17 protein-coding genes, 1 pseudogene and 1 riboswitch are annotated in these 17449 nt (G+C 28.5%); of the genes and pseudogenes, 1 reads left to right on the top strand and 17 read right to left on the bottom strand.

Going from position 1 to position 17449, the window contains the following annotated elements; translation table 11 throughout:
* Positions 1 to 14: 14 nt before the first annotated feature.
* Positions 15 to 776: a response regulator transcription factor gene (locus tag Q6H37_RS13130; RefSeq protein WP_318742360.1), complete on the top strand. Its 762-nt coding sequence runs from the start codon at positions 15 to 17 to the stop codon at positions 774 to 776.
* 118 nt (positions 777 to 894) lie between these two features.
* Here Q6H37_RS13130 and dapB read toward each other — a convergent pair whose 3' ends face one another.
* The 17 genes and pseudogenes from dapB to Q6H37_RS13045 all read right to left on the bottom strand — a co-directional run bounded on the left by dapB (position 895) and on the right by Q6H37_RS13045 (position 17416).
* The gene (dapB, locus tag Q6H37_RS13125; RefSeq protein ID WP_318742359.1) at positions 895 to 1692 is read right to left on the bottom strand and encodes a 4-hydroxy-tetrahydrodipicolinate reductase; all 798 of its coding nucleotides are present in this window, start codon (positions 1690 to 1692) and stop codon (positions 895 to 897) included.
* A 542-nt stretch (positions 1693 to 2234) separates the two neighbouring features.
* A complete protein-coding gene (locus tag Q6H37_RS13120) occupies positions 2235 to 2375 on the bottom strand; it encodes a hypothetical protein (RefSeq protein WP_318742358.1) in 141 nt (46 codons plus the stop codon).
* A gap of 269 nt (positions 2376 to 2644) precedes the next feature.
* Positions 2645 to 3217: a xanthine phosphoribosyltransferase gene (locus tag Q6H37_RS13115; protein WP_318742357.1), complete on the bottom strand. Its 573-nt coding sequence runs from the start codon at positions 3215 to 3217 to the stop codon at positions 2645 to 2647.
* Positions 3218 to 3412: 195 nt separating this feature from the next.
* Positions 3413 to 3513, bottom strand: a riboswitch (purine riboswitch).
* Between the two features lie 68 nt (positions 3514 to 3581).
* A complete protein-coding gene (locus Q6H37_RS13110) occupies positions 3582 to 4100 on the bottom strand; it encodes a putative ABC transporter permease (protein ID WP_007064078.1) in 519 nt (172 codons plus the stop codon).
* Between the two features lie 133 nt (positions 4101 to 4233).
* Entirely contained in the window at positions 4234 to 5313 is a 1080-nt protein-coding gene (locus Q6H37_RS13105) for an endospore germination permease (RefSeq protein WP_318742356.1), read from the bottom strand.
* 32 nt (positions 5314 to 5345) lie between these two features.
* On the bottom strand, positions 5346 to 5564 hold the full coding sequence (locus Q6H37_RS13100) for a hypothetical protein (RefSeq protein ID WP_318742355.1): 219 nt from the start codon (positions 5562 to 5564) through the stop codon (positions 5346 to 5348).
* A gap of 25 nt (positions 5565 to 5589) precedes the next feature.
* Entirely contained in the window at positions 5590 to 6768 is a 1179-nt protein-coding gene (locus Q6H37_RS13095) for a Ger(x)C family spore germination protein (RefSeq protein ID WP_318742354.1), read from the bottom strand.
* 32 nt (positions 6769 to 6800) lie between these two features.
* A complete protein-coding gene (locus Q6H37_RS13090) occupies positions 6801 to 8402 on the bottom strand; it encodes a spore germination protein (protein ID WP_318742353.1) in 1602 nt (533 codons plus the stop codon).
* A 56-nt stretch (positions 8403 to 8458) separates the two neighbouring features.
* Positions 8459 to 8671 (bottom strand): hypothetical protein, encoded by a 213-nt coding sequence (locus Q6H37_RS13085; protein ID WP_318742352.1) that lies wholly within the window; start codon positions 8669 to 8671, stop codon positions 8459 to 8461.
* A 26-nt stretch (positions 8672 to 8697) separates the two neighbouring features.
* Entirely contained in the window at positions 8698 to 9783 is a 1086-nt protein-coding gene (locus tag Q6H37_RS13080) for a GerAB/ArcD/ProY family transporter (protein WP_318742351.1), read from the bottom strand.
* Positions 9784 to 10154: 371 nt separating this feature from the next.
* Positions 10155 to 11093: a DMT family transporter gene (locus Q6H37_RS13075; RefSeq protein ID WP_318742350.1), complete on the bottom strand. Its 939-nt coding sequence runs from the start codon at positions 11091 to 11093 to the stop codon at positions 10155 to 10157.
* A gap of 206 nt (positions 11094 to 11299) precedes the next feature.
* The gene (locus Q6H37_RS13070) at positions 11300 to 12544 is read right to left on the bottom strand and encodes a hypothetical protein (protein ID WP_318742349.1); all 1245 of its coding nucleotides are present in this window, start codon (positions 12542 to 12544) and stop codon (positions 11300 to 11302) included.
* 285 nt (positions 12545 to 12829) lie between these two features.
* Positions 12830 to 13633, bottom strand: coding sequence for an ATP-dependent sacrificial sulfur transferase LarE (gene larE / locus Q6H37_RS13065; RefSeq protein ID WP_318742348.1), 804 nt, complete (start codon positions 13631 to 13633; stop codon positions 12830 to 12832).
* Positions 13634 to 13731: 98 nt separating this feature from the next.
* Positions 13732 to 14577 (bottom strand): annotated as a pseudogene (locus Q6H37_RS13060) (LarC family nickel insertion protein); the annotation flags it as partial.
* Positions 14578 to 15005: 428 nt separating this feature from the next.
* Complete coding sequence (locus Q6H37_RS13055; RefSeq protein ID WP_318742347.1) at positions 15006 to 15713, bottom strand: 4Fe-4S double cluster binding domain-containing protein; 708 nt, start codon at positions 15711 to 15713, stop codon at positions 15006 to 15008.
* 43 nt (positions 15714 to 15756) lie between these two features.
* Positions 15757 to 16734, bottom strand: coding sequence for an EFR1 family ferrodoxin (locus Q6H37_RS13050; RefSeq protein WP_318742346.1), 978 nt, complete (start codon positions 16732 to 16734; stop codon positions 15757 to 15759).
* Positions 16735 to 16753: 19 nt separating this feature from the next.
* Positions 16754 to 17416: a TetR/AcrR family transcriptional regulator gene (locus tag Q6H37_RS13045; RefSeq protein ID WP_318742345.1), complete on the bottom strand. Its 663-nt coding sequence runs from the start codon at positions 17414 to 17416 to the stop codon at positions 16754 to 16756.
* Positions 17417 to 17449 lie beyond the last annotated feature (33 nt).

Genomic DNA, 17449 nt, shown 5'->3' with positions numbered 1-17449 from the left:
GAGGTGTATAAATCATGTATAAGCTGTTAATTGTTGATGATGAAGCTTTTGAACGTAAGGTTATTCGATTTATGCTAAAGAAAAGTTTTTCCAATATAAAAGTAATAGGTGATGCTACTAATGGTGAAGAAGCTATATTATTAGCAAAAAAGCATGATCCCGATATAATTATCATGGATATTAAAATGCCAGAAAAAAATGGTTTAGAAGCACAGCAAGTAATTATGCAATTTAACCCCAATATAAAGACCATTATTTTAACAGCCTTTGATAATTTTAATTTTGCACAAAATGCCATTAAGCTTGGTGTAGTTGACTATATATTAAAACCAATAAAACCAGAAGAATTGAATGAATCCATTAGCAAAATCATATCACTATTGCAAAGAGAAAAAATAAATTTACAAACTTCAAAAGAATTAAATTATACAAAAGACTCTATTCATGAAGCCCTAGAATATATAAATAAAAATTTTAATAAAGACATAAGTCTTGAATCAGTATCAGATCACGTACATTTAAATCCTCAATATTTTAGTAGGTATTTCAAGAATAATACAGGCATAAAATTCACAGAGTATGTATCAAAGGTGCGAATAAAAGAAGGAAAAAAATTACTAGCATCTACTGATAAAAGTGTAAGTAGAATATCTATGGATATTGGATATATAGATCCTGCTTACTTCACTAAGGTTTTTATAAAATATGAAGGAATATCTCCTCACAAATATAGAGTTATGAAGAGAAAAAGCTCTATAAACTTGGATATTTCTTAGTCCATTTTATATATCAATAGAAATGGGGATAGTATTATGATTTAAGTACTATCCCCTTTATTTTAAACTTTATAAAATTATGCTCATTAGTTTTGCTAAATAAATTTATTGAAAATAACTATAACCCTAATACATCTTTAACTGTGTAAAGCCCTGGTACCTTTTCTTCTAAAAACAATGCAGCTTTACAAGCACCATTTGCAAAACATTCCCAATTATGTGCATGATGAGTAATTTCCAATCTTTCTCCCATCAGTCCAAACATAACTGTATGACTGCTAGATATATCCCCTGCTCTTAAAGAATGATAACCTATTGTACCTTCTTTCCTAGCACCTTCGCCTTCTCTGCCATATACAGCTATTTCACTTAAATTTTCACCCAATGCTTCTGCTATAATTTCTCCCATTTCCTTAGAAGTTCCACTAGGAGCATCCTTTTTATACCTATCGTGCATTTCTACTATTTCTATATCAGACATTCCTCCTATAGTTTCTGCTGAAATTTTTAAAAGCTTATACATAAGATTTACAACCATAGATGTATTGGCTGCAAAAACTACAGGAATACTTTTTGAAATTTCTACAATTCTACCATACTGTTCTTTAGAAAATCCAGTAGTGCCGCAAACCACTGCTTTTTTATATTCAAGTGCTTTTTCCATTATACTCATAGAACATTCTGGTGTAGTATAGTCAATGATTACATCAGTTTTATTTATGATACTTTCAAGATTATCTACCACAACTGCTCCTACTTTAATTCCTATGGCAGAAACCAATCCCACATCCTTTCCAATATAATCTCTTCCTTTTGGTGCCAAAGCTCCTACAATATTGAGTTCATTCATTTCATTAGCTATTTTTACAATAAGTTTTCCCATTTTACCCTTTGGTCCTGTTACAATTACATTCATACATTTATCTGGTTAACAAGTCAGCATCCTTTTATGTAAAATAAAATTTTACTAACTAAAGCATATAATAATATTCAGTCATCCTAATATTACATTTTCTATCATATGCCTAAACCAGTTTTCACCGCCTTTCCGTAAACGTTTAATAATTATCAAAAATAAGTCAGTCTTTTTATTTAATATATAAACTACTGCAATATAATACTAATTTATCATGTAATTAAATATAGTTCCATACTTTACTTAAATCTTTTAATATTAAATAATTCTATAAATATAAAATTGATGTAAATAAATTCATCTTTAGTAAAAAATAATTTATGTTCGATGACTTAAATACTTATTAATTCGAAAGCTAATTGCTAGGGTTGTGTAATATATTGTATTTCTATGCATAAAAGCATTAAAACATAAAAAAGCTAAAAAGTGATTTTATAAAATGTATTATATAAAAATTTACTCTATATAATACTTAATTATTAATCTACTTTCTAGCTTTTTATTATATATAACTTGTGCCTTTAATATTATTTACAACCCCCTTACTTTTTATTCACCAAATTCAATACCTCTGAAAAAGATAACTGTTTTTCTCCTTTTTTTTGTTTCCTTTTCACATAAGGTTCATTTAATTTTTGGTTTATTTCTAATTGTCTTATACTGGATATTTTACTTACCTCCATAACATTACCACCTTTTCAATTTAGTCTATATCCAAATTATACCATTTACTTTATTTGTAAATCAACCTTTTTTTCTATAATTGTACTTAGTATTAATAATTATTTTACACAATACTTTTTACAAAATTGTTTCATTAAAGTTACAATAGTGTTACATTGAAAACTTGTGCTTTTCAAAAAAATAAACATAGGTATTTCTACCTATGTCCATTTTTTAATAATTTGTGTTTTCAAGATTATATTATTAGTATTTTATCTAGTATTAATGGTTATTTTACAAATTCAATTAAACCTTCTTCTAACTTAGAAATACGAGCTAAAGAATACAAGTCATATCCCTTACTTATTATCATATCATGTCCAGGTTGAAAAGATTTTTCAATTACAATTCCTATTCCTGCAACTTTCGCCCCTGCTTCCTCAACTAAACGAGCTGCTCCAAGTGCTGCTTCTCCATTTGCTAAGAAATCATCAATAATTAATATATTATCTTCCTTTGTAATATACTTTGTAGATAATGTTAATTCATAATCACTACCTTTAGTAAATGAATGCACAGTAGTTTGATAAACATCTCCATCTGAATTTTTTCCTCTTTGTTTTTTTAATGTTACCATGGGTAAATCCATTTGCATTGCTGTCATAACTGTTGGAGCTATTCCTGAACTTTCAATAGTAAATATTTTAGTAATACCTTTATCTTTAAAATAGTTTTTAAAATCAGTTCCTATTTCATACATTAATTTTGGATCTACTTGATGATTCAAAAAAGAATCCACCTTTAATACAGTTGAGGACAATGCACGTCCTTCTTCTAAAATTCTTTTACACAATGTTTCCACTATATTATCACCTCATACATTTTTGTTTAACCTTGCAGACTTAGAGATTAACTTTTCCATACATTCTTGTCTGTACTTTAAGAAATATTTATCATACATGTAACCTGGCAAACTATAATTTTCAGTATTATAAAAAAACACCCCAATTCGCATTGAGGTGTTATATTTCAGAAAAATAGATATAAGTATACCTAAAAACTAAAATCAATACCTCGTAGTCTGCTAATTAACGGTAGCAGGTAGAAACCTTCGGACCATATTTCCGAATATATACGAGTTTCTTGCATGATACACCACATTATATCATATTTTGTCCTTAAAAACATTCTTTATTTTTACTAATGTACTAAATTTTTTTCCTAATCTATTGTAATTTGAATAGTTTTACAAAATAACTAAACAATGTATCTGGTTTTTCATCATCATAGTAATAATGAGATAAAGCATCGTCAAGCCATATAATTACTACACTTAGCAAATACCACGCTATACAATTATGTAAACATAACTGTCCTAAAAAATTAAATCTAATTGATGAATAATTCCATAGGTTTAAATGTAAGTATAAATTAAAAAATATACCTGCAAGCAGTTCCACCGCAGTAATTAAGGAACCACCAATAATTACCTGCTGCCACATTTTTAAATTATAATATCTAGGTTTATCATTTAAAGAACCTACAATTGCTGCACAAAACCCTCCTACTAAAAACATCCACAAGGAAGTCCATCCACACAAACTCCATTTTGATATTCCATTATAACCCACTAATGAACCACCAAAAGCCCTTGTTATTATTTCTACATTTAGATAAATGCTTCCAAAAAAAATAAAATGAATTAATTTATTTTTCCAATAATGACTGGACTTGTTATGTGTCATGTTATTTTCCCCTCCTATGCATATTAAAGTTCTTACTTAAGTTTATAAATCATTCTTTATATTTTTAGTATTAGTTATAAAACTAGATATATAACTTCCAAATTATTAAATCAACTCCCATGAATGGAATAAACTAATTTGATTTTCTCATGGATGCTAAAATTAATGAAATAATAGGAATTAGAATTATAAATATAATAGCATAAACAGAATATATACCAGCTTGATATGCTTCTTCTACTGATGAATTATACATAGTAATTGATAACACAATGCTTATAATTCCAACTGGAATTGCTATAGACCTATAAGATTGTAATTCAAAAAACTGTGCTATGGATAGTACTGTAACATAATAAAAAATACAAATTTTTAAAAACATATTAAATAGTAATGATAGTGCAATTAATATTTCAACTCTTGTTATAACTTCTCCTACATCTATAATTTTTGCTACCTGATATGATGTAAGAACATGTATAAAACCTATATTTCCAAGTACAGCTGTATTTCGTAAAATAATGAATAAAAAATACACACTTCCAATTATAAATCCTGTAAATGCCGATTTTTTTATTTGTTTTTTATCATTAACATATGGAAAAATCATTAAAAATACAACTATTTCACCAAATGGGATACTTACCATGATATTGGTTCCTTGAATAAATTCTTTTAAATTGATTTGAAAAAGAGGTAAAAAATTTGTTATATGTATATCTTTTATAGTGGATATTGTAATAAATAGAGCTACTACAATGGGTACTAAACTTAATATAAATCCAACTCTGGCTATAACTTCTAGTCCCTTTCTTACAGTATATATGCAAATCACCATAATTGATATTACAAATACACTAATATTAGTTTCCGAAAAAAGATATGTAGAAAAAAAATCTGAAATAAAACGTAAATTTGCAGGAATTATAAACCAAAAATAGCAAATATATAGTATGGATACAACCTTACCAAAATATGTTCCATATATCTCAGTATTCATCTCTATTAAATTTTTTTCAGGATACTTTTTACTTAGGAATACATAAACTAGTAGTAAAAATGATATTATAATAAATCCTGCCAGTAAAACTATCCATGTATTTTGTTTTGTTAACCCGCCTATAAAAGCCACCGTAAGTGTAGAAGTTTCAAGCAAACCAATAATTAAAAATATTAATTGTGTACTTGATATTACACCTTTTTCAATTTTCATAATTGATACTACCTCATACATTAAAACCTATTTTATTTATAATTTAAATGCAATAAATCCTTTACAACATACTCCATACCCTTTACAGGATTAGGTATAGGTATTTCTAGAATATAAAATAAACTTATTATAAAAGCTACAATTAAAAATACAAAAAATACTTTTAGTTCATGCCAATATCCACCCTTAACCATATGTGGAACCTCGTACAATATTATACTTATAAAAATAATCATCAATAAAAATACCATTTTTTATACCTCGCCATGATTAATACTATTCTTCCTTAGACATAATAGGTTTAGTAATTCTACCTGTTCTTCTCAATTTGGCATTTACGCTTACATCTACAGACATATTTCTAAAAACTTCATCCCACTCTTTTTCCATTTTAGCCCAATGTTTAGGATAATGCTGATATATAATATCTCCAAATCCAAATATATCTGAATTTAACTCTTGTGATTTTTTTACTGCTAACATTATTTCTTTCTTTATAGCCTCCTCTTCAGATTTTTGAATAATTTCAAAAGCCTTTGGATTTGCTAAATCTTCAGAAAAAGTTTGTTCCTGTAAATCCCCTTCTTGCTTTATTTCTATCTTAATACTTGGCTTATTATCCTTAATTTTGGGGGTTATTCTACTTTTAGAATGAGTTGTTACAATATTTATTTTATCGTCACTTGACGTATTTAAAACAATAACTCCATCTTTCATTTTATTAATTCCCCATAAAAGCCCTCGAGTTTCTTGTTTGTTAAGAGTTCCAATCATTTTATCTTTTTTAAACACTGCTGTCTCTGAAAGGTATGCTATTTTTTTGTCATTATCCCTTGAAACCTCAATTATAGGTGCAATGGGTGATGTAGTTTTACTCATCAATTTAGATGCAAAATCTCTTAAATCTACAGATGGTATTTGTGATATATCCTTTTCATTTTTTATCAGTTCTCCAATATTCCTTCCAGGAGTAGTCTCAAGTTCTGGCTTTATATTCAATACTTCACTAGCAGGCTGCTTAGATACTAAAACCCATGTCAAAAGACGAGTTTCCCTATACCGTAAGAAAAAGTCCACATACTTTTCGATGCCTCCTTCTGCTGCATCTTTTCCTAATATAATAATTTGATTATGTGAAAAAAATAGTTTACGATTTAATTTACGGTTAAAGGCTTTTGCTGCATCAGAAATACTTTTTCCCTTTTCCTTCAAATTTAAGTAACCAGCGTTACTTGTTTCACCATCTTTGTTTTTTGAAGAACTTTTTATACCTGATACATTAGCCAACTGAACAGTCATTTCTACAGGATAACCTTGTTCTCTTCCTTTATCAATTCCAATTCCCATTACAATAGCTAATTTGTTTATCTCATGAGCACTCCAGCAGGAAGTTAAATTCAAAGCTATCAAAATACATATAATTATTTTCAACCCTATATTTATGTATTTTTTCATTAGGTTCACCTCATATAATTACACCCATATTTCTAATTTTTCTTTTTTCCTTGTAGTAATGGCTCGGATTCCCCTGATTTTTGTCTTTTTAAATTACGCCACCCTATAGTTTCTGGTCTAGTAAGCATACTTCTCAAATGGGTTCTTACAAAACTATCCTTTAGGTCTTCTGTACTTAATGGAGCTAAAGGAGATAAATATGGCGTTCCAAAAGATTTTAAGGAAACAATATGTACAAGTACCACTAATGAACCAATACCAACTCCAAATATACCTAATGCACCACCTAAAATAAGAAATATCATTCGTAAAATAGCAGCTACATCCGTATACACTGGGACTACAAAGCTAGAAACAGCTGTTAATGCTACCACAATAACCATAAGCCCTGACACCAATCCTGCTGTTACTGCCGCCTCTCCTATTACTAAAGCTCCTACAATACTTACTGCCTGACCTACAGGACGTGGTAATCTAACCCCTGCTTCCCTTAAAATTTCAAAGGTTAGTATCATAAGACCAGCTTCCATAACTGCGGGAAATGGAACACCTTCACGACCTGATGCCATAGTAAGTAATAATGTAGTAGGTATTAATTCTTGATGAAATGTAGATAACATTACATAAGCAGCTGGAGATAATACACTTATAAAAAAGGACAAAAATCTTAAAATTCTTATAAGACTAGCAAAATATGTTCTTGAATAATAATCTTCTGCACTTTGAAATCCTTCAATAAAAAGCATTGGCATTGTAAGTACAAAAGGCGTTCCATCAACTAAAATAGCAGCTCTACCTTCTAATATTTTAGCAGCTGCTGTGTCAGGTTTTTCAGAATTCCCCACAGTAGGGAAAATAGAATAAGGTGCATCTTCTATAAATTGTTCAATGTAACCTGACTCCAAAATAGCATCTGTATTAATTCTATTTAGTCTTTGCTTTATTTCTTTTATAAGCTTAGGATTAACAATCCCCTTTAAATAAACAATAGATACACTAGTCCTTGTTTGTGTACCAATTTCCATTGTTTCAAAAGTCAAATTAGTATTTTTTATTTTGCGTCTTAATAATGTCATATTTGTAGCTATGGTTTCACAAAAACCTTCTCTAGGGCCTCTTACTACAACTTCAGTTTTTGGTTCTTCTACACCACGAGTTTCCCAGCCTTTTGAATGAATAATTAAAGCTTCACTACACCCCTCCATAAGAAATACAGTGTCTCCAGATAAGCATCCATCTACTATTTCATTTATGGATGTAATCTGTTTAACATTTCCAACAGAAAGCATACAATTTTTTATAATGCTTATGTTTCCTAATTCCAATTCACTCTCTAGGTTATATAATCTACTATCATACATAAAAGGTTTTATTATGAGTTCATTTATAGTTGCTTTTTCTGTCATGCCTTCTAAAAATACAATTGCAGCATTAATTTGCATTTTAGAACCAAAGGAAAATTCGCGATAAATTATATCATTGCTCGAACCTAAAATTTTTTTCAAGGTATTTAGGTTATCTTTAAGATTAATGGAAAGTTCAGGTTGTAGAACTTTCTTTTCTGAAGTTTGATTATTTACTTTGGGACTTTTAAGTTGTATAAACTTAAGCTTTTTATATAAATAGTTAAACACTTTCATTACCTCTAATTCTTATTTTATAGTACTATTATCTATTTAAATTTAAACTATTATTCATTTTCCTGTTCCTTTTTATCAGTATTTTTATTTAAAAAATTGTTGAACTCCGGGTTATTATATTTTATTCTAAAAACGTAAAGGAAAAACTGATATATGGCTACTACCAGCAAAACAAAAGTATATGTCCATGCGAATATAGCTAGTGCGTAGGGATAAAACCCTCTCCCCTCCAAGGATTTTTGTAAAAATTCTATAAACCACATATTATTTATCACCTTCAAAAATAATTCTATAATTCTGCTCTTTTCTTTTTTATCCAATAAATTATGAATAGTAAAACTGGATCAATGTTAGCATAAAATATACCAAAATAGTGCACATCAAATGGGAACATCCATTTGTGGTGTACATAACTAGGTTCAAATATAATAGAAAACCATAGTAGAGTAAATGCAACTAAAAAAATTGTTAGCCTATGATATTTTATTTTAAACAATGTAGTTATAACCGAAATAACAGCATTTAAATATGTAGACATCTTAAAAAATCCACCTAGAAACATAATAATTATACCTATAGCATCTATATTAGTAATTATATTTCCTATATTTATTAACCTTATAGTTTCTACTAAAGGAATTGCTGCAATAGAACTATACTTAACTCCTAATACAGTAATGTTCATAATTACGGAACAACAAAGCAGTATTCCAGACCAAAAAACTGCTTTCATTGCGGTTTTTCGTATCACCATTTTTTCATTTGCATAATTCCAATACATTAGAAAAACAAACATTTCTCCAAAAGGAAACATTATTACACTAGGCACAGCTTTTAAAACTGGCATGATACCACCTTGCAAAATTGGTGTTAATCTTCTGAAGTCCACATCTGTTGATATATAAACAAGTATATAAAGGCTAATGATAAATAATATAATAATAGGCATAATTATTTCACTGGCACGTGCTAGCACTTCAACTCCTTTTATTAAAACGTATATACTAACTAAAACAAATATAAAATTTATAAGCCATAATGGAGTTTCTGGAAGAGCAGTTATAGTTATAAGTTCTCCAAACTCTCTAAGATTACGAGCACAATGCCAAAAGTATCCTAATCCTGTAAGTATAACAAATGGAACCCCTAATTTTTTTCCTAATACAGTAAGAATTATTTCAACATAATTTTTATCTGGAAATGATTTTTGGAGTTCTGTATAAATCCATATAAACCCTAGTCCTATTAATAGAGCAATCAAAATGACAATCCATGCATCTTGTTTAGCATCAATGCCTAATACAAAAAGCGTGGTACTTCCTACCTCAAATACAAACATTAATGCGAATAGTTGATGTTTGCTTAAACGTATCATTTGAATCCCCTTCTCTGGCTCAAATTAGGTAATGTGATCTAGCTAATTTATGGTTTTCAATGAATAAAGCATATATTTTATACATACTTTAGTTTTATTTATAATTTTCTAATATATTATAAATATAATATTATAAGACCTACTTATTTTAAGTTTCTGTAATTTTAAATTTATTAATCTATTAATGTTTTTCCATAAAATATAACATCACCTATTTATGCACAAAATAGGTGATGTTATTATTGTCTAAAAGAAAACCATCTGCTATGTAAACTACCGCCTGTAATAAACAGTAGGCAGTTCAAAGCTGGTGGATCTTTATTAACAGCTTTTATATAAAATTATACTTTTTTTCATTTAACAATGAAAATTTAGTACATACTATTTTTATTTTCTAACTTTTTATTTTTTAAGTATGAAAGAAAATTATTCTCCTTTTCAATATGAACCTGTGCTAAAAGCATACCTATAAACATAAGCACACATCCCAAGATTCCTCTTGTTCCAAAGCTTTCATTTAAAATTAAAAAACCGCCTATACTTCCAAATACTGATTCCATACTCATTATAATAGCTGCCTCTGATGGTTCAGCATTTTTTTGAGCTACAATTTGAAGCGTATATGCAACCCCAGATGAAAGAATACCTCCATATAAAATAGGTATAATCGCCATAATAATTGAACTTATAGCTATTTTTTCTACAAATAAAGCATATATTAAACTAAGTATTGAACATGTAGCAAATTGAAGGAATGCTAATTTTAAGTTATCAACTTTTTTAGCAAAGTTATCTATCAAAAGTATCTGAACTGCAAAGAAAAAAGCGCATATAAGTTCAAGAAAATCACCATATGATATTGAAAATTTATCTGTTATACATAAAAAATATAATCCCATAACAGCAATTAGAGCACCAATCCAGGTATTAATACTAATACGTTGTTTTAAAAATATACCCAAAATAGGTACAACCACAATATATAGACCAGTTATAAAAGCAGCTTTTCCTGCTGTAGTATGCATTATTCCTACTTGTTGAAATGATGACCCTAAAAATATAAAAATTCCTGCAGCAACTCCTGGTAAAAATGCTTTTTTAAATTCCTTAGCATGTTCATGTTTTTCAACAGAACTATTATAAAAGAGAATAAGCGGAATTAAAGATATGCTTCCAAGTGCAAATCTTACGCCATTAAAAGTAAAAGCTCCTATATATTTTCCTCCAACTCTTTGAGCAACAAATGCAAATCCCCATATGCAAGCTGTAAGTAAAAGTAGCAAATTGGATTTAATTTTTTGTGTTTTCACTAAAGTTAGCCCCCTTATTTATGCAAATTTATGTATAAATATAAGTATAATACACATTTACTAAATAGTACACCTCTTTTCAAAAAATCAACTAACTTTATTTTAATATGAAAATAACTTAACTATCTAATGTATAATAGTTAAACCTTAAAACAACAAAAAATGGACAACTAAATTATATTTAATTGCCCATTTTTTAAAATTTACTATTCCACTACAAATTTCTTCTCCACTGTTTTATTCAATTTTTGTCCATTTTTTGATTTCAAGTCCCCAGTTATTATCAAGGTATACTCTTCGCCTTTTACAAAACCATCTTTAGTACTAATTTTCACATTATTAGATGAATCTAAAGAAATTTCCGTATCTAAAAGGTTTCCATCCTTGTCCTTAATCATAATATTTGTAGAATTTACACTTTGCTCATCTACTGCCTGTGTAAAACTCATATTCCAACTTGTCTTTTTATCATTTATTTCTTGATCAGGTAAAACTTTTTTAGCTGAGTATTTATTCACTTTGTCTAATGCTTTAGCTTCATTATCTGTTACCTTCTTTTGCAAACTAACAATTTTTTCCCTTAATGCAGTTATTTTATTTTTCAATTCGCTACTTTGGCTGTCGCTTATACCTTTAATCTTAGAAACATTTTTTTCTACTGTATTCAACTTGTTATTTATAGCATTTAATTTACCAATAAAGCTATTATTTCTTGAATTATCATCATTTTCATATTCCTTTTCGAATTCATCGCTTAATTCATCTTCTGTACCAGTTATATCAGTGTTATCACCACTAGATCCATCTGTTTGATTATCAACGGTTGTATCTTGGGTACCACTGTTTGTTGATTCATCTGATGTAGTCGTAGTATTGGTTGTATCTGTTGATGTTGATGTTGATGTTGTTGTTGTAGTATTATCTTCACCTGTTGTATTACTTGTATCTCCTGATTGAGTTGTGGTATCTGTTATGGGACTAGTAGTATTGTTTGTACTGTCCTCTGTACTCGATGATGAAGTTGTAGAATTAGTATTATCTGTACCTGCTGTTGAATCACTTGTACTTCCTGGCTGAGCCGTTGTATCTTCAGAGGAATTAGTTGTATTGTCTGTTGAAGTATCATTTGTATTACTCTGTGAAGTATCTGTACCAGTCTGAGTGTTATTTGTATCTGTTGGCGTAGCACTAAAATACTTGTCTATAGATTTTCCAATTTGATTTAGTGATAATTCTATCTTATCAATCCTATTTGACACTAAATAAATCTGTTTTGTTAACTTCTTATCACTGTTATTTTTTACACTTTTACTAGTGCTATTCTTTACATCACTATAACTAGTGTGCTTTAAATTATTGCCTTTACTATTTGTAGAAGCTGCCAATACAGTAGTACTTGATAAAGACACCATTAGTGCCACTGACAAAACTAAAATTTTACTCTTTACCACGGAAAATTCCTCCTTTATAAGAATATATTAATATTTTCGCTTTATTTATCTAAAACTTTATATATTTTTATTTTATTTTTAAATGAAATTAAAAAACATGTAATATTTTTTTGTTTTTTTACTTTTTATGCAACAAAAAACAACCTTTTGCAGGTTGTTTTGACAATATTATATAACTTTTAAATATTTCTCATCTATTATACAAACTATATGTATATATTTATAGTTACCCTATTCTAAATATACCTATTAAAAAAAAGATATTTTAAATTAGTATACTTGAATCTATTTTCCAATAGTTTCATTAAAGCTTCCTACTCTATAGCCTTGCAAATCCAATGTTACATATTTAAATCCAAATTCTTTTATTTTATTTGCAATAGTATCCAAAAGTTCCTCATTAAATAATTTGCTTCTATCATTTTTGCTCACTTCAATTCTTGCTAAATCTCCATGACATCTTACTCTAATAGCTCTAAATCCTATGCTCATCATATATTTTTCTGCATTTTCAATTTTTACAAAATCCTCTTCTTTTAATTCATTACCATAAGGTATTCTTGTTAAAAGACATGCATATGGAGGCTTATCCCAAGTGTTAAGCTTTAATTCTTTAGAAAAAGCTCTTATTTCTGCTTTTGTCAATTTACATTCTAAAAGTGGACTTTTTATTTCTAATTCCTTTAAGGCTCTAAGACCTGGTCTATAATCACCTATATCGTCAAAATTTGTTCCATCAATTACACAATCATATCCTTGCTCTTTAGCTGCATTCAATATCATACTAAATACTGCTGTTTTGCAAAGATAACATCTATCTTCTGGATTATATCTGATAGAATCAATAATTGGAGCTTCTATAATCTCATGTTTAACACCTAATTCTTTAACCAGTTCCTTTGCTTCTTCTATTTCCCATTTGGGGATATATGGAGATAAAATTGTCACTGCTTTTACATTATCACCTAATGCTTCCTTAGACACTTTAAGCAAAAATGTGCTATCTACTCCACCTGAAAATGCCAAAACTACTTTTCCTAAACTTTTAAGATATTTTATTAATTCTTTATACTTGTCATTATTTATCATGTATATTCCCTCACCTTTCATATAGAAATTATTTCACTTTTTATACTATAAAATTATTTATAGCTCTAACATAGTATTTATTCTTGAAAATTATATTTTTCTCCCAAGTAAACTCTTAAAACATTTGGAATTTCCAAATCTCTATGACCAATTCCATATGCTACCTTTTTTATTGAAAAACCTATTTTTTCAGTAAACTTTTCAACATTAGCTGCCAATATAGCTGCTCCTGTAGGTGTAGTTGTTTCAAAAGGCACCCTTCCAATATTAATTGGTATATCTTTTAGTATTTCAACAGTTGCTGGTGCTGGTATTGGTATAATACCATGAGCACATTTAACAAATCCACCTCCTAATTGAACTGGAGATGCAATAATTTTATCAACTTGCAAATAATCTAAACAAATAGCTGCTCCTACTATATCTATGATAGAATCAATAGCTCCTACTTCATGAAAATGCACTTCATATAAAGTTTTTCCATGAACTTTAGCCTCTGCTTCTGCTACCTTCATGAACATATCTAAGCTTAGTTTCTTAATATTATCTTTTAAATCACTTGAATTTATTATATTTTCTATGTCTTTTAAATTTCTGTGATGATGCTCATGAGTGTTGCCACTAATATGCACATGATTGCAGTGTTCATGTGCATGATGCTCTTCACTACTGTGGTGAATATGATCATGAATATGATGATCACCATTATGGTCATGTAAAACTTCTACTTTACTAATTGATTGTGAATTTACTATGACATCTACCCTGGTTCCCGTTATTCCTAGCTTTGCATCCTTTTTAATTTTTATTTCATACTCTGAATCTAAATTAAGCTTTAAAAGTTCTTCTATTAAATATTCTTTAGGAATCCCTAAATCTAATAATGCTGCTAAATTCATATCACCACTTATCCCGCAAAAACAATCATAATATAATATTTTCATGTTAATCACTCCTTACTAACTTTTGTGCTGCAAATAACATCTTATCTACTATTTAATAATATTTAATATATATAATACTATACTTTTTTTCAAATTCTTCATTTTTCACAATATTTTCACATCTTTATCTGCAATCATATCATTTTCCAAAAATAGTGCCTTCATTATAATAAAAATACTGTTGAACATTTTAACATTAATATGATATTTGTGAAAAGAAAGTAGAAATGAAAACTTAATTTTAAAGTAAATGAGCACCAGTGTTATTCACCAGTGCTTACTTAAACAAAATTTATTTATAATAAGGGGGACTTATTATATTAAATTTTATTATGTTTTGTTCATCTAGTACAATTATTATTATATATCTCAATTGTTACATCTTTGTGTAATTTTTGTTGATTGTTTATGTATATTTTTTTAACATTTTATGAATGAATCTTTTTTCTTCCATAAGGACATACATACAAACACATACCACATACAGGTACTTCTTCATTATTTTTCATTTCATTAAAATATCTATCACATTTTTTCACATCAAACCTCTCTTCTCGTTCTTCACCTTCTTTATAATTTCTACCATGTAGTGACTTAGTTGGACATATTTTCACACAAGCCATACAGCTTCCACATTTTTGTTCCATTTTTTTACCTGTAACATTCAAAGGTGCATCTGTCAATACGCTTATCCACCTTACTCTAGGACCATGATCAGGAGTTATTAACAGACAATTCTTGCCTATCCATCCATGTCCAGCTAACCTTGCTGCAAGCTTATGTGAAAATGCTGCATTTATGTAATCACTATTTACTCTTTCTGCTGCAGATATTGGAAGTGCTCTATACCCTTCCTTATTTATATATGAGCTTATTACTGAAGCTATATTATCCAGCCTGTTATTTATAACTTCATAACAATGATCATATTCTATTTTTACAATGTTATTAGAATCATTTAAGTGATCTACAATAGTAGAGGGAAACTCAATTCCCATTGAAATAGCTCTTGGATAACCAGCTACAAGCTCTCCACCATATTTAATAATTTCACTTTCATATTCACTTATATCTGCAACTCCATAATAGTCAATCATAAAATTGTTTAATATTTTTTTTATATTTTCTTCAAGCATAAAAACATCCCCTTATCTTTTTTTAATTATTTATAGTAAAATATTATTTAATATTAAACCCCTTTGCTGTATTTCTTCTATAACCTTTAGTATAATTAATATTAAGTATTTTTTTAAATATACATAACCTTTCCATTATAGAAATTAATAGATTTGCTATAAAAGTACCTACTGCAAACATTGCAAAGTATAAAATTATGTTTACTAATATAGATAAATGATACATATATTTATTTATATCCATTATTATTAAGATTGGTGCCAATTCTAAAATTAGAAAGATAATTAACTTTATTACGGATAATTGAATTGATTTTTGTGGACATGTATTGATGCATCTTTGGCAGCTTTCACAATTGCTGCTCCACTTAGGTTTTCCATTATGCATGCTTATTACTTTTGCCGGACAAACCTTTTCACATCTACCACAGCCAATACATGTGTCATCTGCTATAAATGTTTTTCCCAAAATCCTTCTTCCTAAATTAATAAACATAATAAAAACAACCCAGCTCACCGCTAACGCTATAGTGTTTAGTTTCTTAAAACTTTTTTCATTACTAATTATTCTTTTTGTTATTTCCATTGTTCTAATCTCTGCATCTTTAAATACTTTTTCTTCTACTTCTTTACTTTGAGGACTTAAAATTTGAGTGAAATTATAAGTATAAATAACCATATCAGTAAGAAATACTCTAAATCCTCTTTTATCTAGTATATATTTGACATGACTTAAGGATTGTCCTTCAGCTCCAGCAGATGTGCACAAAACAGCTGCCTTACATCCACTGGCAGCCTTAAGTTTTAAAATGTATTTTAACATAATTGAAGGAGTTCCAAAACCATAAACAGGAAAACAAAATATATGGAATTTATAATCACTTAATTTTCTAATCTTATCTTTTTCAATATTTAATAAATCTACTTCAAAGCCCCTACTTATTAATTGGCTTTCTATTGTCTTAACCATATGATAAGTATTTCCTGTTCCTGAAAAATAGTGAATAAGATATTTACACATAAATAATAATCCCCCTTTATCATTTACCAAATATACTATTTACAACACTCCAAAATACATCAATATCATCATTAACTTCCTCTGGTTTAAAGCCAACTACCCTAAGCATACTTATTCCTATGTACAATGCCATTAATGCATAAGCAGATTTACTTGCATCTGTTTCTTTAAAGATACCAATCTCATTTCCATAAGAAATAATTGATAAAATACCCTTATAATCATCTTTATATACCTCTTGCAAAACTGCCTGCAAATTTGTATCCAGCATTGCTCTTGAAAAGAAGCTTACAAACAATTTAGCCTTTTTAGCTGGAGGTATATTCATTGCTTCTACTCCACGAATTTCAGACACATTTATTTTAGGTTCAGCTTCCTTATCAATATTGTAATACTCCGGCAGAGCATTCTTTTGAACTATTTGAAGAATTTCAAAAGGTTTCATATCCTCTCTAACTTCACTATTTATCTTTGTATTATAGTAACTTAAAAATGCTCTAAAAGCTTCAAGAATAAGATTATCCTTACTTTTAAAATAGTAGCTGATAACACCCTTTGAACAATCAGCTTCTTTTGCCACCATGTCTAGTGACATTTTTTCTATTCCTATCATACAAATACACTCTAATGTTGAATTAATTATTTGACTTTTTCTTATAGGCTCCATTCCAACTTTAGGCATATAATTCCTCCTAGTGTATATTTATTTTATTTT

It is taken from the genome of Clostridium sp. JS66 (genome assembly GCF_033561535.1).
Classification (GTDB): Bacteria; Bacillota; Clostridia; order Clostridiales; family Clostridiaceae; genus Clostridium_AM; species Clostridium_AM carboxidivorans.
This window is presented reverse-complemented; position numbering and strand designations above follow the sequence as displayed.

Coding starts and splice junctions, on each gene's coding strand:
- Q6H37_RS13095 (WP_318742354.1), bottom strand. CDS start 6,768: ATGAAAAAATACATAAATATAGGGTTGAAAATAATTATATGTATTTTG.
- Q6H37_RS13130 (WP_318742360.1), top strand. CDS start 15: ATGTATAAGCTGTTAATTGTTGATGATGAAGCTTTTGAACGTAAGGTT.
- Q6H37_RS13045 (WP_318742345.1), bottom strand. CDS start 17,416: ATGCCTAAAGTTGGAATGGAGCCTATAAGAAAAAGTCAAATAATTAAT.
- Q6H37_RS13110 (WP_007064078.1), bottom strand. CDS start 4,100: ATGACACATAACAAGTCCAGTCATTATTGGAAAAATAAATTAATTCAT.
- Q6H37_RS13055 (WP_318742347.1), bottom strand. CDS start 15,713: ATGCTTGAAGAAAATATAAAAAAAATATTAAACAATTTTATGATTGAC.
- dapB (WP_318742359.1), bottom strand. CDS start 1,692: ATGAATGTAATTGTAACAGGACCAAAGGGTAAAATGGGAAAACTTATT.
- Q6H37_RS13080 (WP_318742351.1), bottom strand. CDS start 9,783: ATGATACGTTTAAGCAAACATCAACTATTCGCATTAATGTTTGTATTT.
- Q6H37_RS13085 (WP_318742352.1), bottom strand. CDS start 8,671: ATGTGGTTTATAGAATTTTTACAAAAATCCTTGGAGGGGAGAGGGTTT.
- larE (WP_318742348.1), bottom strand. CDS start 13,633: ATGATAAATAATGACAAGTATAAAGAATTAATAAAATATCTTAAAAGT.
- Q6H37_RS13105 (WP_318742356.1), bottom strand. CDS start 5,313: ATGAAAATTGAAAAAGGTGTAATATCAAGTACACAATTAATATTTTTA.
- Q6H37_RS13050 (WP_318742346.1), bottom strand. CDS start 16,734: ATGTGTAAATATCTTATTCACTATTTTTCAGGAACAGGAAATACTTAT.
- Q6H37_RS13120 (WP_318742358.1), bottom strand. CDS start 2,375: ATGGAGGTAAGTAAAATATCCAGTATAAGACAATTAGAAATAAACCAA.
- Q6H37_RS13100 (WP_318742355.1), bottom strand. CDS start 5,564: ATGGTATTTTTATTGATGATTATTTTTATAAGTATAATATTGTACGAG.